Annotated in this window: 15 protein-coding genes; 12 read left to right on the top strand and 3 right to left on the bottom strand. The window is 71.7% G+C overall.

The window, feature by feature from the left end; genetic code table 11:
* Positions 1-3 precede the first annotated feature (3 nt).
* From ACPU2J_RS25635 to ACPU2J_RS25645, 3 genes are all read left to right on the top strand, one after another.
* Positions 4-1,257 (top strand): sensor histidine kinase, encoded by a 1,254-nt coding sequence (locus tag ACPU2J_RS25635; RefSeq protein ID WP_361589241.1) that lies wholly within the window; start codon positions 4-6, stop codon positions 1,255-1,257.
* Positions 1,258-1,640: 383 nt separating this feature from the next.
* Positions 1,641-1,937 carry a DUF4193 domain-containing protein gene (locus ACPU2J_RS25640; protein ID WP_030036261.1) on the top strand — a complete coding sequence of 99 codons (297 nt, stop codon included), beginning with the start codon at positions 1,641-1,643 and terminating at the stop codon, positions 1,935-1,937.
* Positions 1,938-1,949: 12 nt separating this feature from the next.
* A complete protein-coding gene (locus tag ACPU2J_RS25645; protein WP_423834066.1) occupies positions 1,950-2,882 on the top strand; it encodes a hypothetical protein in 933 nt (310 codons plus the stop codon).
* Between the two features lie 30 nt (positions 2,883-2,912).
* Here ACPU2J_RS25645 and ACPU2J_RS25650 read toward each other — a convergent pair whose 3' ends face one another.
* Positions 2,913-3,371, bottom strand: coding sequence for a DUF3093 domain-containing protein (locus tag ACPU2J_RS25650; protein ID WP_420079349.1), 459 nt, complete (start codon positions 3,369-3,371; stop codon positions 2,913-2,915).
* Positions 3,372-3,429: 58 nt separating this feature from the next.
* Between ACPU2J_RS25650 and ACPU2J_RS25655 the strand changes: the two genes are divergently transcribed.
* The 7 genes from ACPU2J_RS25655 (at position 3,430) to ACPU2J_RS25685 (ending at position 10,128) form a co-directional block, all read left to right on the top strand.
* A complete protein-coding gene (locus ACPU2J_RS25655) occupies positions 3,430-4,014 on the top strand; it encodes a PaaI family thioesterase (RefSeq protein ID WP_361589233.1) in 585 nt (194 codons plus the stop codon).
* On the top strand, positions 4,014-4,547 hold the full coding sequence (gene dut / locus ACPU2J_RS25660) for a dUTP diphosphatase (protein ID WP_420079348.1): 534 nt from the start codon (positions 4,014-4,016) through the stop codon (positions 4,545-4,547). The genes ACPU2J_RS25655 and dut overlap by 1 nt, the downstream gene beginning before the upstream one ends.
* Position 4,548: 1 nt before the next feature.
* The gene (locus tag ACPU2J_RS25665) at positions 4,549-5,331 is read left to right on the top strand and encodes a DUF3710 domain-containing protein (protein ID WP_365496282.1); all 783 of its coding nucleotides are present in this window, start codon (positions 4,549-4,551) and stop codon (positions 5,329-5,331) included.
* A 192-nt stretch (positions 5,332-5,523) separates the two neighbouring features.
* Entirely contained in the window at positions 5,524-8,229 is a 2,706-nt protein-coding gene (locus ACPU2J_RS25670) for a DUF4118 domain-containing protein (protein ID WP_423834067.1), read from the top strand.
* Positions 8,226-8,912 carry a response regulator gene (locus ACPU2J_RS25675; protein ID WP_361589223.1) on the top strand — a complete coding sequence of 229 codons (687 nt, stop codon included), beginning with the start codon at positions 8,226-8,228 and terminating at the stop codon, positions 8,910-8,912. Before ACPU2J_RS25670 ends, ACPU2J_RS25675 begins: the two co-directional genes overlap by 4 nt.
* Positions 8,913-8,937: 25 nt before the next feature.
* Positions 8,938-9,357: an OB-fold nucleic acid binding domain-containing protein gene (locus tag ACPU2J_RS25680; protein WP_361589220.1), complete on the top strand. Its 420-nt coding sequence runs from the start codon at positions 8,938-8,940 to the stop codon at positions 9,355-9,357.
* A 3-nt stretch (positions 9,358-9,360) separates the two neighbouring features.
* Positions 9,361-10,128, top strand: coding sequence for a DUF3159 domain-containing protein (locus ACPU2J_RS25685; RefSeq protein WP_361589217.1), 768 nt, complete (start codon positions 9,361-9,363; stop codon positions 10,126-10,128).
* A gap of 229 nt (positions 10,129-10,357) precedes the next feature.
* Here the strand turns inward: ACPU2J_RS25685 and ACPU2J_RS25690 are convergent, their stop codons facing one another.
* Positions 10,358-11,020 (bottom strand): potassium channel family protein, encoded by a 663-nt coding sequence (locus ACPU2J_RS25690; RefSeq protein WP_030650639.1) that lies wholly within the window; start codon positions 11,018-11,020, stop codon positions 10,358-10,360.
* The gene (locus ACPU2J_RS25695) at positions 11,017-11,685 is read right to left on the bottom strand and encodes a potassium channel family protein (RefSeq protein WP_361589215.1); all 669 of its coding nucleotides are present in this window, start codon (positions 11,683-11,685) and stop codon (positions 11,017-11,019) included. Before ACPU2J_RS25695 ends, ACPU2J_RS25690 begins: the two co-directional genes overlap by 4 nt.
* A 220-nt stretch (positions 11,686-11,905) precedes the next feature.
* On the opposite strand from ACPU2J_RS25695, the gene ACPU2J_RS25700 reads away from it, so the two are divergent.
* Positions 11,906-13,960 (top strand): APC family permease, encoded by a 2,055-nt coding sequence (locus ACPU2J_RS25700; protein ID WP_420079345.1) that lies wholly within the window; start codon positions 11,906-11,908, stop codon positions 13,958-13,960.
* A gap of 100 nt (positions 13,961-14,060) precedes the next feature.
* Positions 14,061-15,392 carry a class I SAM-dependent RNA methyltransferase gene (locus ACPU2J_RS25705; protein ID WP_423834068.1) on the top strand — a complete coding sequence of 444 codons (1,332 nt, stop codon included), beginning with the start codon at positions 14,061-14,063 and terminating at the stop codon, positions 15,390-15,392.
* Positions 15,393-15,654: the final 262 nt, after the last annotated feature.

Genomic DNA, 15,654 nt, shown 5'->3' on the forward strand with positions numbered 1-15,654 from the left:
GGCGTGGCCGCCACCCCGGCGCCGCCGACCGCGCCACCGAAGCCCACCTGGGACCCCGGCCAGGCGGAGGGCCCCTTCCCCTGGCTGAGGCCGACCATCCGGATACGCCTCACCCTGCTCTACGGCGGGATGTTCCTGATCGCCGGCATCCTGCTGCTGTCGATCATCTACCTGCTGGCCGCCCAGGCCCTGCGGGAGGGCAACGCCCTGCCCTTCAAGATCATCGAAGGCACCGCGAAGGTCCAGGTCACCAGCGACGCCTGTCCCGGCGTCGCGAGCACCATCCAGCCCGCCCAGTCGCAGTTCTACGACGTGATGAGCCAGTGCGTGCTCGAACAGCGCCGGCACGCGCTGGACGACCTGCTGAGCCGCTCGCTGATGGCCCTGCTGGGCCTGAGCATCATCGCCTTCGCCTTCGGCTACGCCATGGCCGGCCGGGTGCTCTCCCCGCTGGGGAAGATCACCCGTACGGCCCGCAGGGTGGTCGGCAGCGACCTGACCCGGCGCATCGAGCTGGACGGTCCGGACGACGAGCTGAAGGAGCTCGCCGACACCTTCGACGAGATGCTCGACCGACTGGAGCGGGCCTTCACGGCCCAGCAGCGGTTCGTGGCGAACGCCTCGCACGAGCTGCGCACCCCGCTGGCGATCAACCGGACGCTGCTGGAGGTGCACCTCTCCGACCCCGGGGCCCCGGTGGAGCTCCAGCAGCTGGGCAAGACGCTGCTGGCCACCAACGAGCGCAGCGAACAGCTCGTCGAGGGCCTGCTGCTGCTGGCCCGCAGCGAGAACCAGATAGTCGAGCGCAAGCCCGTGGACCTGGCGGAGGTCGCCTCGCGCGCCGTCGACCAGGTGCGGGCCGAGGCCGAGGCCAAGGGCGTGGAGATCCGCGGCGAGCGGGCGCCGGCCGTCGTGCAGGGCAACGGCGTCCTGCTGGAGCGCATCGCCCTCAACCTGGTGCAGAACGCCGTGCGCTACAACGTGCCGGAGGACGGCTGGGTGGAGGTCGTCACGGAGGTCCGGCACGGCCATGCGGTCCTGCTGGTGTCGAACACGGGTCCCGTGGTTCCCGCGTACGAGGTGGACAACCTCTTCGAGCCGTTCAGGCGGCTGCGTACGGAGCGCACGGGCAGCGACAAGGGTGTCGGACTGGGTCTGTCGATCGCGCGCTCCGTGGCGCGCGCACACGGCGGCAGGATCCAGGCGGTGCCCCGGGAGGGCGGTGGCCTCGTGATGCGTGTCACTCTGCCCCTGTGAGACCCCTCACCCGGTGTTCGCTTTTGGCTGAATATGTGGCCACTGAAAGCACTCGCCCCTGTGTGATCGATCACAGTGGCGGGTGCCGGGCCGTGTCCGTCCGGTGACGCGGAGACGGCCGGAACGCCCGGGAAGTCCGGGTTTCCGGCCCCCCGGATGGCGGGAAATACACGGGGTGGCGTTTGTGCAAGACCCGCCCCGGACCGTGTACGGTCCCGGTCGTCATCCCAGCCGATCGCCCCTTCAGGTGGGCGGCTGGGTGTCGATTGAGTAACAGACCTTGATGTGAGGCAAAATCTCCGCCTCAGGTCGGGCACAAGTCCGGCCTCTCGTGCGTTACGTGCGCTGAGACACCGCTAACACCCAGAGGGGGAGAGCGAACAATGGCAACGGACTACGACACCCCGCGCAAGACCGACGACGACGTCGACAACGACAGCATCGAAGAGCTCAAGGCTCGACGCAACGAGAAGTCGTCCTCGTCCGTCGACATGGACGAGTTCGACTCGGCCGAGAGCCTGGAGCTGCCCGGTGCGGACCTCTCCAACGAGGAGCTGGCCGTCCGGGTGCTGCCCAAGCAGGCCGACGAGTTCACCTGCATGAGCTGCTTCCTGGTGCACCACCGCAGCCAGCTGGCGCGCGAGAAGAACGGCCAGCCGATCTGTCGCGACTGCGACTGAGAGGCATCGGCCGTGGCTGGCTCCACACCCTTCAGGAAGCTCCGCTTCCGCAAGCAGGGTGATCCGGCGGAGACGCAGGTGGCGACGACGGACCCGGTGACGGGTCCCGAGGCCCCCGGCGGCTCCGCCAGTGCGGTGCTCGACGAGTACTCCGGCGCCGCCCCGGCGGTGCCCGCGCCCGCCGGAGCAGGCGAGGGCGCTACGCGCGACCCCGGCGGCCGCCGGATGCAGGCCGTCAGGAACGGCATGCGCAAGGGCGGCGAGGGAATCCGGGACGCCGTCGGCCACCTCGCCGACCGCGTCATCGACCTCGCGCCGCGGATCCCGGTCCGGGACCTGGAGACCCTCCGCGCGCAGTTCCCGGGGCTCGGCCCCGAGCAGCTCGCCGACAAGCTGGTCCTCGGTGCCGCCAACGCCTCGTCCACCGTCGGCGCCGGCATCGGAGCGGCCGCCATGCTCCCCGTGCCGCCCGCCATGCCCGCCGAACTCGCCGCGGAGATCACCGCGGTCGCGGCGATCGAGCTGAAGCTCATCGCCGAGCTCCACGAGGTCTACGGCCGCAGGCCCCCCGGCAACCTCAAGCAGCGCAGCGTCGCGTACCTGACCGCCTGGGCCGAGGAGCGCGGAGTCGACCTGACCAAGCCGACCACCCTCAACGCCGCCCTCGGCGGAGGAGTCAAGCGCGAACTGCGCCAGCAGATCATGAAGCGCATGTTCCGCACCCTGCCGAACCTCATGCCGTTCATGGTCGGCGCGGCCGTCGGCGCCGTGATGAACCGCCGGGACACCCGCAAGCTCGCCGAGAAGGTCCGTGGGGACCTGCGCAGGCAGGCCGTGGCCTGGGAGGCCATGCGCGCCCTGCCGCCCCTGGAGCAGCCCGTACAGCCCCTTCCCGAGGCCACCGTGGCCGCACTGGAGGGCCGGGGGCCCTTCCGCCGCGACTGAGCCGCGCCGCGGCCCCGGGTGCGGGGCCGCTCAGACCGTCCGCGCCGCGTTCAGCGCCGAGACCAGGGCCTGCGGGGTGCGGGTGGAGACGTAGACGTACGGGGTCGGGTCCGCCGGGTCGGTGACCTCGATCCGCACCGCCGTCCGCACGTAGCTGCGCATCAGCATGAAGGCGCGGGTGTCCGCCTTGTGCGTGCGCCAGGCCAGCGCCTCGTCCGCGTCCAGGATCTCGGGCTCGCCCAGGGCCGCCACCGGGATCCGGGCGTCGCCGGCCGCCAGCGCACCGTTCACCACGCGCACGCGCGCGGACCCGTACGAGCTGACCGCGAGCACCGCCAGCGCGGTCCCGCCGACCAGGCCGGCGAGCAGCGGGAGCGTCCCCAGCGGCAGCAGCATCAGCGCGCAGGCGAGGCCGATCAGAGCGGCGATGCCCCACCAGGAACGGGGGGCGGTCAGGCGTTCGTCGTATTGCGCGGTGGAGAGCTGCATGCGCTCAAGCCTGCCACGAGGCGACCGGCGGGTAGCCGCGCGGGTAAGGTCTGCGGCTGTGAGTGGACGAAACACAGCGTTGACGCCCCCGGCGGACGCCGCGGCGCCGGTCCGGCACCCCGACGCGCCGGCCCCGGGCGAACTCCTCGGTGCGCACTACGAGCACTGCTTCGGCTGCGGGGGCGGCCAGCCGCACGGCCTGCACCTGGAGGCGCGCGCGGGGGACGGGGTGAGCGTCACCGCCGAGTTCACGGTCAGGCCCGCCCACCAGGGCGCGCCGGGGCTCGCCCACGGCGGGGTGCTCGCCACCGCCCTCGACGAGACGCTCGGTTCCCTGAACTGGCTGCTGCGGGTCATCGCCGTGACGGGACGGCTGGAGACGGACTTCGTGCGGCCCGTGCCCGTGGGCACCGTGCTGCACCTGGAGGCCGAGGTCACCGCCGTCGCCGGCCGGAAGATCTACTGCACGGCCGTCGGCCGCATAGCCGGGCCCGAGGGCCCGGTCGCCGTCCGCGCCGACGCCCTCTTCATAGAAGTGAAGGTCGACCACTTCATCGACAACGGACGGCCCGAGGAGATCCAGGCGGCCATGGCCGACCCGGACCAGGTCAGGCGCGCACGCGCCTTTGAGGTGAACCCCTGATGTCCCAGAACCACGCCTCCGTCGACGTGCTGATCCGCCGCGTCGACCCCGAGGTCCCGATCCCGGCTTACGGTCACCCCGGCGACGCCGGCTGCGACCTCGTCACCACCGAGGCCGCCGAGCTGGCGCCCGGCGAGCGCGCCGTGCTGCCCACCGGTGTCTCCATCGCCCTGCCCGACGGCTACGCGGCGTTCGTGCACCCGCGGTCGGGCCTGGCCGCCCGGTGCGGGCTCGCGCTCGTGAATGCCCCGGGGACGGTGGATGCCGGGTACCGTGGAGAGATCAAGGTGATCGTGGTCAATCTCGACCCTCGCGAGAGCGTCCGGTTCGAGCGTTTCGACCGCATTGCCCAGCTGGTTGTCCAGAGGGTCGAGAAGGTGCGCTTCCACGAGGTGGCGGAACTTCCCGGCTCGGCCCGGGCCGAGGGGGGCTTCGGCTCCACCGGCGGCCATGCGGCCGTGGCCGGATCCGGGGCTGGTCAGCAGGGTGGGAATGGCTACGCTTCGGTCGTAACCGACCGGGAAGGACAGTGACGTGTTCGGACGTCGCAAGAAGAACGACTCCGCCAGGGACGGCGGCGCGGCCGAGCAGGTCGTAGACGGCGTCGCCTCCGCTGAGCAGGACGACACGGGCGAGCAGGAGAGCGACGCGCCGCGGCGCCTCAACCTGCCGCCGGCCCCGCGGCCCGACGGCCCGTGGGACGTCTCCGAGGTGCCCGGGAACCCGGCCGACGGCCGGGTCGACCTGGGCGGCATCCTCGTACCCGGCGTCGAGGGCATGGAACTGCGCGTCGAGGTCGCCGGTGACGCGATCGTCGCCGCGACCGTGGTCCTCGGCGACAGCGCCGTGCAGCTGCAGGCCTTCGCCGCCCCCAAGAAGGAGGGCATCTGGGGCGAGGTCCGCGACGAGATCGCCGCGGGCATCACCCAGCAGGGCGGCCTGATCGACGAGGTCCAGGGCACCCTGGGCTGGGAGCTGCGGGCCCAGGTGCCCGTGCCGCTCCCGGACGGGCAGACCGGCGCCCAGCTGGTCCGCTTCGTCGGCGTGGACGGCCCCCGCTGGTTCCTGCGCGGCGTCATCTCGGGCCAGGGCGCGGTGCGCCCCGAGGCCGCGGGCGTGCTGGAGCAGATCTTCCGGGACACCGTCGTCGTCCGCGGCGAGGGCCCGATGGCCCCCCGCGACCCGATCGTCCTGAAGCTCCCCAACGACGCCCAGATGGTGCCGGACGGCGTGCAGACCGAGGACCAGGAGAACTCCCGGTTCGGCGGCGGCATGGGCCAGCTGGAGCGCGGCCCGGAGATCACCGAGGTCCGCTGACCCCGGGACGCCCCGGCGCGCCGGGGGAGTGACGCGTACACGGCCGGTGGGCCCCGTCTCCGCGGAGACGGGGCCCACCGGCCGTGTACGCGGGCGGACCGGGCCGCGTGCCCGCGTCAGGGATCCGTCAGAGATCGGCCGCCGGGCGCCCATCGGTGCGTGCGCGTCGCGGACGTCCCCGAGAATGAGCGCATGGGACGCGGCAGGCTCAGGATCTATCTCGGCGCGGCACCCGGTGTGGGCAAGACCTACGCGATGCTCTCCGAGGGGCACCGCCGGGTGGAGCGCGGCGCGGACTGCGTCGTCGGCTTCGTCGAGCACCACGGGCGGCCGCGCACGGAGGTCATGCTCCACGGCCTCGAACAGGTGGAACGGCGCACCCTGGAGCACCGCGGGGCCGCCTTCACCGAGATGGACGTGGACGCCGTGCTGGCCCGCAGGCCCGCCGTCGCCCTCGTCGACGAACTCGCGCACACCAACGTCCCCGGCTCCCGCAACGCCAAGCGCTGGCAGGACGTCGAGGAGCTGCTGCGCGCCGGGATCGACGTGGTCACCACCGTCAACATCCAGCACCTGGAGTCCCTCGGCGACGTCGTCGAGTCCATCACCGGGGTGCGGCAGCGCGAGACCGTGCCCGACGAGGTCGTCCGCCGGGCCGACCAGGTCGAGCTGGTCGACATGTCCCCGCAGGCGCTGCGCCGGCGGATGGCGCACGGGAACATATACGCCCCCGAGAAGGTGGACGCCGCCCTCTCCAACTACTTCCGGCCCGGCAACCTCACCGCCCTGCGCGAGCTCGCGCTGCTGTGGGTGGCCGACCGCGCCGACGAGTACCTCCAGCAGTACCGCGGAGAACACGACATCCGTTCGACCTGGCAGGCGCGGGAGCGGATCGTCGTCGGGCTCACCGGCGGGCCCGAGGGACGCACCCTGATCCGGCGGGCCGCGCGGATGGCGGCCAAGGGGTCCGGCAGCGAGATCATGGCCGTCTACATCGCCCGCAGCGACGGGCTGACCGCGGCCTCGCCCAAGGAGCTCGCGGTCCAGCGGACCCTCGTCGAAGACCTGGGCGGAACGTTTCACCATGTGATCGGCGACAACATCCCGGACGCGCTGCTCGCCTTCGCACGCGGAGTCAACGCCACCCAGATCGTCCTCGGCTCCAGCCGCCGCCGCTCCTGGCAGTACGTGCTCGGCCCCGGGGTCGGTGCCAGCGTCGCCCGCGACTCGGGCCCCGACCTCGACGTCCACATCGTCACCCACGAGGCCGTCGCCAAGGGCCGCGGCCTGCCCGTCGCCCGCTCCGCGGCCCGGCTCGGCCGCGCCCGCGTCGTCGCCGGCTGGATCGTGGGCACCGTCCTGCCCGTCCTGCTGTGCCTGCTGCTCACGCACATCGAGGCCGACCTCGGGCTCGCCAACGACATGCTCCTCTTCCTCTCCCTGACGGTCGCCGCCGCGCTGCTGGGCGGACTGTGGCCGGCCCTCGCCTCCGCCGCCCTCGGCTCACTGCTGCTGAACTACTTCTTCGCGCCGCCGCTGCACCAGCTCACGGTCTCGGACCCCAGGAACATCGTCGCCATCACCGTCTTCTTCGGGGTCGCCGTCTCCGTCGCCTCCGTGGTGGACCTGGCCGCCCGCCGCACCCACCAGGCCGCCCGGCTGCGCGCCGAGTCCGAGATCCTCTCCTTCCTCGCCGGCAGCGTCCTGCGCGGCGAGACCACGCTCGACGCCCTGCTGGAACGGGTGCGCGAGACCTTCGCCATGGAGTCCGTCGCCCTGCTGGAACGGACGAACGACGTCGAGCCGTGGAGGCCCGCGGGCAGCGTCGGCCCGAACCCCGCCGCCCGCCCCGAGGACGCCGACGTCGACATGCCCATCGGCGACCACATGGCGCTGGCCCTGTCCGGGCGGGTGCTGCCCGCCGAGGACCGCCGGGTGCTCGGCGCCTTCGCGGCCCAGGCGGCCGTGGTCCTGGACCGCCAGCGGCTGGTCGGCGAGGCCGAGGAAGCCCGCCGGGCGGCGGAGGGCAACCGGATCCGGACCGCGCTGCTCGCCGCCGTCAGCCATGACCTGCGTACCCCGCTGGCCTCGATCAAGGCCTCCGTGACCTCGCTGCGCTCCGACGACGTGGACTGGTCCGAGGAGGACCGCGCCGAGTTCCTGGAGGGCATCGAGGCCGGCGCCGACCGGCTCGACCACCTCGTCGGCAACCTCCTGGACATGTCCCGCCTGCAGACCGGCACCGTGACCCCGCTGATCCGGGAGATCGACCTCGACGAGGTGGTGCCGATGGCGCTGGGCGGCGTACCGGAGGACAGCGTGGTGCTGGACGTGCCCGAGGCCCTGCCGATGGTGGCGGTGGACCCCGGCCTGCTGGAGCGGGCCGTGGCCAACGTCGTGGAGAACGCCGTCAAGTACAGCCCGGCGGGCGAGCCGGTCCTGGTTGCGGCGAGCTGCCTCGGCGACCGCGTCGAGGTCCGGGTCGTCGACCGCGGGCCCGGCGTGCCCGACGAGGGCAAGAACCGGATCTTCGCCCCCTTCCAGCGCTACGGGGACGCCCCGCGCGGTGCCGGAGTGGGCCTCGGACTCGCGGTCGCCCGCGGGTTCGCCGAGGCGATGGACGGAACGCTGGCCGCCGAGGACACCCCGGGCGGCGGGCTGACCATGGTGCTGACCCTGCGGGCGGTGGCCCGTGGGCCCGGCCGGGACGGGCCGGACGTCGCCGCGGACCCGGCCGCCGACGGTCGCCCCGGCGGCGCGGGCGCCCGGGGCGCCGGGGACCGTGGCACCTTGGACGGCGACGTATCCGGACCGGCGGCGGACGGCCCCGGAGGACCCCGACCCGAAACCGGTCACGACCGTGACCACAGGACGCGACAGAAGGCAGGACCGCAATGACCCGGGTGCTCGTGGTGGACGACGAGCCGCAGATCGTCCGAGCCCTCGTGATCAATCTGAAGGCACGCAAGTACGAGGTGGACGCCGCGGCCGACGGCGCGGGCGCGCTGGAGCTGGCGGCGGCCCGCCACCCCGACGTGGTCGTGCTCGACCTGGGCCTGCCCGACATGGACGGCGTGGAGGTGATCAGGGGCCTGCGCGGCTGGACCCGGGTGCCGATCCTGGTCCTCTCCGCGCGGCACAGCTCCGACGAGAAGGTCGAGGCCCTCGACGCGGGCGCCGACGACTACGTCACCAAGCCCTTCGGCATGGACGAGCTCCTCGCGCGGCTGCGGGCGGCCGTCCGCCGGGCCGAGCCGTCGCCCGGGGCCGGCGAGGACGAGGTGGTCGTGACCACCGAGGGCTTCACCGTCGACCTGGCGGCGAAGAAGGCCGTCCGCGACGGCCGGGACGTCCGGCTCACGCCGACCGAGTGGCACCTGCTGGAGGTGCTCGTCCGCAACGGCGGCAAGCTCGTCAGCCAGAAGCAGCTGCTGCAGGAGGTGTGGGGGCCCTCGTACGGCACCGAGACCAACTATCTGCGGGTCTACATGGCCCAATTGCGCCGCAAGCTCGAAGCGGACCCCTCGCATCCGCGGCACTTCATCACCGAACCGGGCATGGGATACCGCTTCGAGCGGTAGTGGGCGCGCCGGTAGGCTTTCCTGTATGAGTGCTGAACCGCGTCCCGAGAAGCCCGTCAGGCCGGCCAGGCCGGCGGGCCGGTTCCGCCGGATGATCGAGCGGCTGTCCACCTCCCAGGAGGAGCTGCATTCGGCGGAGCTGCAGGAGGACGCAGAAGCCGCGGGGTGCACGCGGATCTGCGACTGCGACGACCGTCAGATAGTCAAGGTGACCGGCACCTTGCGTACGGTCACCCTGCGGCCGCGGGCCGGCGTACCCGCCCTGGAAGCGGAGCTGTTCGACGGCTCGGGCGCCCTGGACGTCGTCTGGCTCGGGCGTCGCTCGATCGTGGGAATCGAGCCCGGACGGCGCATGATCGCTTCAGGGCGCATCTCCCTGAGCCACGGCCGTCGGGTGCTGTTCAACCCGAAGTACGAACTCCGACCGCTCGGACAGGAGCAGTAACCGGTGACGTCACTCGACAAACCGTCCGTTCCGGACCCCGCCGCCACGCCTTCCGGCGCCCCCTCGGACGCCCCTCCCGGCGACGACCAGAAGGCCGTGACCCAGGCGGCGCTCTTCGACGCCTTCGGAGGCGTCCGGGGCACCGTGGAGACGATGCTCCCCGGGCTGCTCTTCGTCATGATCTACACGATCAACAAGGACGTGAAGATGTCGGCGATCGCCGCCGGCGCCGTCGCGGTCCTGCTCGTGATCGTGCGGCTGGCGCGCAAGGACACCGTCAAGCACGCCTTCAGCGGTGTCTTCGGCGTCGGCGTCGGCGTGGCCTTCGCCCTGTTCACGGGCAGCGCCAAGGGCTTCTACCTGCCCGGCATGATCTACGGCGTCGGCCTGGGCGTGGCCTTCACGCTCTCGGCCCTCGTGGGCTTCCCGCTGCTGGGCGTGATCCTGGGGCCGGTGTTCCGGGAGAACCTCTCCTGGCGCACCCGCAACCCCGGGCGCAAGAAGGCCTACACCAAGGCCAGCCTGGCCTGGGGCCTGATCTTCCTCGCCAAGTACGCCATCCTCTTCCCGCTGTACTGGTGGGGCGACGCGACGCAGCTGGGCTGGGTGCTGATCGCGCTCAAGCTCCCGCCGATGGTGCTGGCGGTGTACTTCACCTGGGTCTTCCTGGCCAAGGCGCCGCCGCCGATCGACGTGATCGCGGAATGGGAGGCCGAGGAGGCCGCCGAGAAGGCGGCGAAGACGAAGGCGACGTCCCACCGCAAGCCGTAGCGTCCTACGGCCGCAGCAGCACAGGGGCGGGACCGGCCACGCGGCCGGCCCGCCCCTGTCGTTTCCCCAACGGCCGGAAGACGTCGGCGGGCGACCTGAAGCGGTGCCCGGGGCGCCGCCCCACCGCACACCACGGCTCCTGCGCCCCCCAGGGCGCGGGAAGCCCGAAGGGGGCGCACCCGGCCGGGTGCGCCCCCTTCGTCCGTCGAGCGAGCCCGCAGGGCCACGGTCAGCGGCGCGCCTGGAGAAGGTCCTCCAGCTGCTCCTCGCGCGCCTGCGCGGCGACGAAGAGGAGCTCGTCGCCCGGCTCCAGCGTCTCCTCGCCGTGCGGCGTCAGCACCCGGTTGCCCCGGATGATCGTGACCAGCGAGGTGTCCTCGGGCCAGCTGATCTCGCTGATCTGCGTCCCCGCGACGGAGGAGTCCGCCGGCAGGGTCAGCTCGACCAGGTTGGCGTCGCCGTGGCTGAAGCGCAGCAGCCGCACCAGGTCGCCGACGCTGACGGCCTCCTCGACCAGCGCCGACATCAGGCGCGGCGTCGAGACGGCGACGTCCACGCCCCAGGACTCGTTGAAGAGCCACTCGTTCTTCGGGTTGTTGACGCGGGCCACCACGCGCGGCACCCCGTACTCGGTCTTCGCGAGCAGCGAGACGACGAGGTTGACCTTGTCGTCACCGGTCGCGGCGATGACCACGTTGCAGCGCTGGAGCGCGGCCTCGTCGAGCGAGGTGATCTCGCAGGCGTCGGCGAGCAGCCACTCGGCCTGCGGCACCCGCTCCACCGAGATGGCGGTCGGCGCCTTGTCGACGAGCAGCACCTCGTGGCCGTTCTCCAGCAGTTCGCCCGCGATGGAGCGGCCCACCGCGCCTGCCCCGGCGATAGCGACCCTCATGCGTGTGCCTCCTCGGGCCCCTCGGCGAACGCCGCCTCGACCTTGTCGATCTCGTCGGTGCGCATCATCACGTGGACGAGGTCGCCCTCCTGCAGCACGGTCTGCGACGTCGGCAGCATCGCCTCGCCCAGCCGGGTGAGGAACGCGACACGGACCCCGGTCTCGTCCTGGAGCTTGCTGACCTTGTGCCCGATCCACGAGGGGGAGGTGTGCACCTCGGCGAGCTGCACACCGCCGCTCGGGTCGCGCCACAGCGGCTCGGCGCCCGACGGCAGCAGCCGGCGCAGCATCTGGTCGGCGGTCCACCGCACCGTGGCGACGGTGGGGATGCCCAGGCGCTGGTAGACCTCGGCACGCTTGGGGTCGTAGATGCGGGCCGCGACGTTCTCCACACCGAACATCTCGCGGGCCACGCGGGCGGCGATGATGTTGGAATTGTCACCACTGCTGACGGCCGCGAACGCTCCCGCGTCCTCGATTCCCGCCTCCCGCAGGGTGTCCTGGTCGAAGCCGACCCCGGTGACGCGACGCCCGCCGAAGCCGGCGCCGAGCCGGCGGAACGCGGTGGGGTCCTGGTCGACGACTGCGACCGTATGACCTTGCTGTTCCAGGGTTTGCGCGAGGGCGGAGCCCACTCTTCCGCAGCCCATGATGACGATGTGCACGGCCGTCCTTCCGGCTGTCAGCGACGCGCTGAATCCCAGCCTCATTGCATGCTCTGGATAAACAGGGTCTCAGACCACGCCCCAAGCTACACACGGGTGGTCACCGGGGGAGCCCCCCGGGCGACTGTCGTGGCGCGCTCGGGGAGGAATTGCAACGGGATTGCGGTACGAGGGGGTGGGGGGTTCGTCAGTCCCATTTCGAACGCTTACGATCCTCTGCGTGTCCAAACTGACCGACGTGCCCAAACGGATCCTGATCGGCCGGGCGCTACGCAGCGACCGCCTCGGGGAAACCCTCCTTCCCAAGCGGATCGCCCTACCCGTCTTCGCGTCCGACCCCCTCTCCTCGGTGGCCTACGCCCCGGGCGAGGTCCTGCTGGTCCTGTCGATCGCGGGCGTCTCCGCATACCAGTACAGCCCCTGGATCGCCCTCGCGGTCGTCGTGCTGATGTTCACCGTCGTCGCCTCGTACCGGCAGAACGTCCACGCCTACCCCAGCGGCGGCGGCGACTACGAGGTCGCCAACACCAACCTCGGCCCCAAGGCCGGTCTGACCGTGGCGAGCGCCCTGCTCGTCGACTACGTCCTGACCGTCGCCGTGTCGATCTCCTCCGGCGTCGAGAACCTCGGCTCCGCGGTGCACTTCGTCATCGAGCACAAGGTGCTCTCGGCGATCGTCATGATCCTCCTGCTCACGCTGATGAACCTGCGCGGCGTGAAGGAGTCCGGAAAACTCTTCGCCATCCCCACGTACGTCTTCGTCGCGGCCGTCTTCATCATGATCGCCTGGGGTGCCTGGAAGGGCATCGTCCTCGACGAGACCATGACGGCGCCCACTGCCGGCTTCGAGATCGAGCCCGAGCAGAAGGGCCTGGCGGGCTTCGCCATGGTCTTCCTGCTGCTCCGGGCCTTCTCCTCGGGATGCGCCGCGCTGACGGGCGTCGAGGCCATCAGCAACGGCGTCCCCGCCTTCCGCAAGCCCAAGAGCAAGAACGCCGCGACCACCCTGGCCCTCATGGGCGGCCTGGCGGTCACCATGTTCTGCGGGATCATCGGCCTGGCCATGGCCACCGACGTGCGGATGGCCGAGAACCCGGCGGTGGACCTGCTGGACGACGGCGTGCCGGTCGGCCCGGACTACGTCCAGGACCCGGTCATCTCCCAGGTGGGCGAGGCCGTCTTCGGCGGCGGCAGCGTCCTCTTCATCCTGCTGGCCACGGCCACCGCGCTCGTCCTCTTCCTGGCCGCGAACACCGCCTACAACGGCTTCCCGCTGCTCGGCTCGATCCTCGCCCAGGACCGCTACCTGCCGCGCCAGCTGCACACCCGCGGCGACCGCCTCGCCTTCTCCAACGGCATCGTGCTCCTCGCCGGCGCCGCCATCCTGCTCGTCTGGATCTACGACGCGGACTCGACGAAGCTGATCCAGCTCTACATCGTCGGCGTCTTCGTCTCCTTCACGCTGAGCCAGATCGGCATGGTCCGGCACTGGAACCGGTACCTGAAGACCGAGCGCGACGCCGCCGCCCGCCGGCGCATGCACCGCTCCCGGGCGATCAACACCTTCGGCGCGTTCTTCACCGGCATGGTCCTGGTCATCGTCCTCGCCACCAAGTTCACCCACGGCGCCTGGGTCGCCCTGCTCGGCATGGTGATCTTCTACGGCACGATGACCGCGATCCGGAAGCACTACGACCGGGTCTCCGCCGAGATCGCCGCCGCCGAGGGCCCGAGCGACGACAGCGTGCGGCCCTCCCGGGTCCACTCCATCGTCCTGGTCTCCAAGGTCCACAAGCCCACCCTGCGCGCTCTGGCCTTCGCCAAGCTGACCCGCTCCGACACCCTCGAAGCGCTCAGCATCAGCGTCGACCCGGCCGAGACCAAGGCCCTGCGCGAGGAGTGGGACCGGCGCAGGATCAACGTCCCGCTCAAGATCCTCGACTCGCCGTACCGCGAGATCACCCGCCCGGTGGTCGAGTACGTCAAGGGCCTGCGCAGCGAGAACCCGCGCGACGCGGTCAGCGTGTACATCCCCGAGTACGTCGTCGGCCGCTGGTACGAGCACCTGCTGCACAACCAGAGCGCCCTGCGCCTCAAGGGCCGGCTGCTCTTCACGCCGGGCGTGATGGTCACCTCCGTGCCCTACCAGCTGGAGTCCTCGGAACTCGCCAAGCGGCGGGCGAAGAAGCGTCAGGACTGGAACGCCCCCGGCTCCGTCCGCCGCGGCCCGGTGGACACCCCGCGGCCCCCGAAGGCCCCGGCCGACAAGGGCTGAACCGGTTGGTGAACGGCCGGACGAGATCCACGTAAACTGGTGGGTCGGTCGTCCGGCCGTTTCACTTTTCCGGTTTTCTCATCCTTGGAGCCACCCCGCCATGACGCAGCAGAACGAGAAGCAGTCACTGGTCGGGGAGGAGTACGAGGTTGAGGTCGGCCCCGTCGCGCACGGCGGCCACTGCATCGCCCGCACCTCCGACGGCCGGGTCCTGTTCGTCCGTCACACCCTCCCCGGCGAGAAGGTGATCGCCAAGGTCACCGAGGGCGAGACGGACTCCCGCTTCCTGCGCGCCGACGCCGTCACCGTGCTGGACGCCTCCAAGGACCGCGTCGAGGCCCCCTGCCCGTACGCCGGCCCCGGCAAGTGCGGCGGCTGCGACTGGCAGCACGCCAAGCCGGGCGCCCAGCGCCGGCTCAAGGGCGAGGTCGTCGCCGAGCAGCTGAAGCGGCTCGCCGGACTCACCCCGGAGGAGGCCGGCTGGGACGGCACGGTCATGCCCGCGGAGGGCGACAAGCTCCCGGCGGGCCAGGTGCCGCAGTGGCGCACCCGCGTCCAGTACGCCATCGACGAGACCGGCCGGGCCGGCCTGCGCAAGCACCGCTCGCACGACATCGAGCCCGTCGACCACTGCATGATCGCCTCTCCGGGCGTCAGCGAACTCGGCATCGAGCAGCAGGACTGGCCCCAGATGGCCACGGTCGAGGCGATCGCCGCGACGGGCTCCCAGGACCGCCAGGTCGTCCTGACCCCCCGCCCGGGCGGCCGGCTGCCCCTGGTCGAGCTGGACAAGCCCGTCTCGGTGCTCCGCGTCGAGGAGAAGGACGGCGGCGTCCACCGCGTCCACGGCCGCCCCTTCGTCCGGGAGCGCGCCGACGGCCGTACGTACCGCGTCGGCATGGGCGGCTTCTGGCAGGTCCACCCGCAGGCCGCGGACACCCTGATCAAGGCCGTCATGCAGGGCCTGATGCCGCGCAAGGGCGAGATGGCCCTCGACCTCTACTGCGGCGTCGGCATCTTCGCGGGCGCCCTCGCGGAACGCCTCGGCGAGACGGGCGCGGTCCTCGGCATCGAGTCCACGAAGCGCGCGGTGGAGGACGCCCGGCACAACCTGGCGGACTTCCCCCGGGTCCGCATCGAACAGGGCAAGGTCGAGACGGTCCTCCCGAAGACCGGCATCACGGAGTGCGACCTGGTCGTCCTGGACCCGCCCCGCGCGGGCGCGGGCAAGCAGACGGTCCGCCACGTGGCCGGCCTCTCGGCGCGCCGCATCGCCTACGTCGCGTGCGACCCGGCGGCCCTGGCCCGGGACCTGGGCTACTTCCGCGACTTCGGCTACCGCCCCCGCACCCTCCGCGTCTTCGACCTCTTCCCGATGACCCACCATGTCGAGTGCGTCGCGATCCTTGAGCCTGCCGCAAAGGGTGACTGACCTGCGGTTTCGTCGAGTGTGCGTTATGTGCGCTACGTGCGTTACGGGCGATATCTTGACGCAAATCTGAGGCGTGTGACGCACGCCGGACGCTTCTTCTGACGGGGTGACATGGCGGGTGAGTCACCTCCCGGGACGGGCTGTGGTTCCCGTCGGGGAGGTGGCTTTGGCGCAGTCGGGTCGTGCTGCCCTTTCCCTGCGGGCGTCTCGGACAATCCCGTGCGTGGTAACACTCTGTAGTAGATCGCCGGGGTGGCGGCGG

The organism is Streptomyces manipurensis (genome assembly GCF_049570255.1).
Taxonomy (GTDB): Bacteria; Actinomycetota; Actinomycetes; order Streptomycetales; family Streptomycetaceae; genus Streptomyces; species Streptomyces manipurensis.

Excerpts from the sequence above, each read along its gene's own strand:
- ACPU2J_RS25675 (WP_361589223.1), top strand. The coding sequence starts at position 8,226 with ATGACCCGGGTGCTCGTGGTGGACGACGAGCCGCAGATCGTCCGAGCC.
- ACPU2J_RS25640 (WP_030036261.1), top strand. The coding sequence starts at position 1,641 with ATGGCAACGGACTACGACACCCCGCGCAAGACCGACGACGACGTCGAC.
- ACPU2J_RS25670 (WP_423834067.1), top strand. The coding sequence starts at position 5,524 with ATGGGACGCGGCAGGCTCAGGATCTATCTCGGCGCGGCACCCGGTGTG.
- ACPU2J_RS25680 (WP_361589220.1), top strand. The coding sequence starts at position 8,938 with ATGAGTGCTGAACCGCGTCCCGAGAAGCCCGTCAGGCCGGCCAGGCCG.
- ACPU2J_RS25705 (WP_423834068.1), top strand. The coding sequence starts at position 14,061 with ATGACGCAGCAGAACGAGAAGCAGTCACTGGTCGGGGAGGAGTACGAG.
- ACPU2J_RS25690 (WP_030650639.1), bottom strand. The coding sequence starts at position 11,020 with ATGAGGGTCGCTATCGCCGGGGCAGGCGCGGTGGGCCGCTCCATCGCG.
- ACPU2J_RS25650 (WP_420079349.1), bottom strand. The coding sequence starts at position 3,371 with ATGCAGCTCTCCACCGCGCAATACGACGAACGCCTGACCGCCCCCCGT.
- dut (WP_420079348.1), top strand. The coding sequence starts at position 4,014 with ATGTCCCAGAACCACGCCTCCGTCGACGTGCTGATCCGCCGCGTCGAC.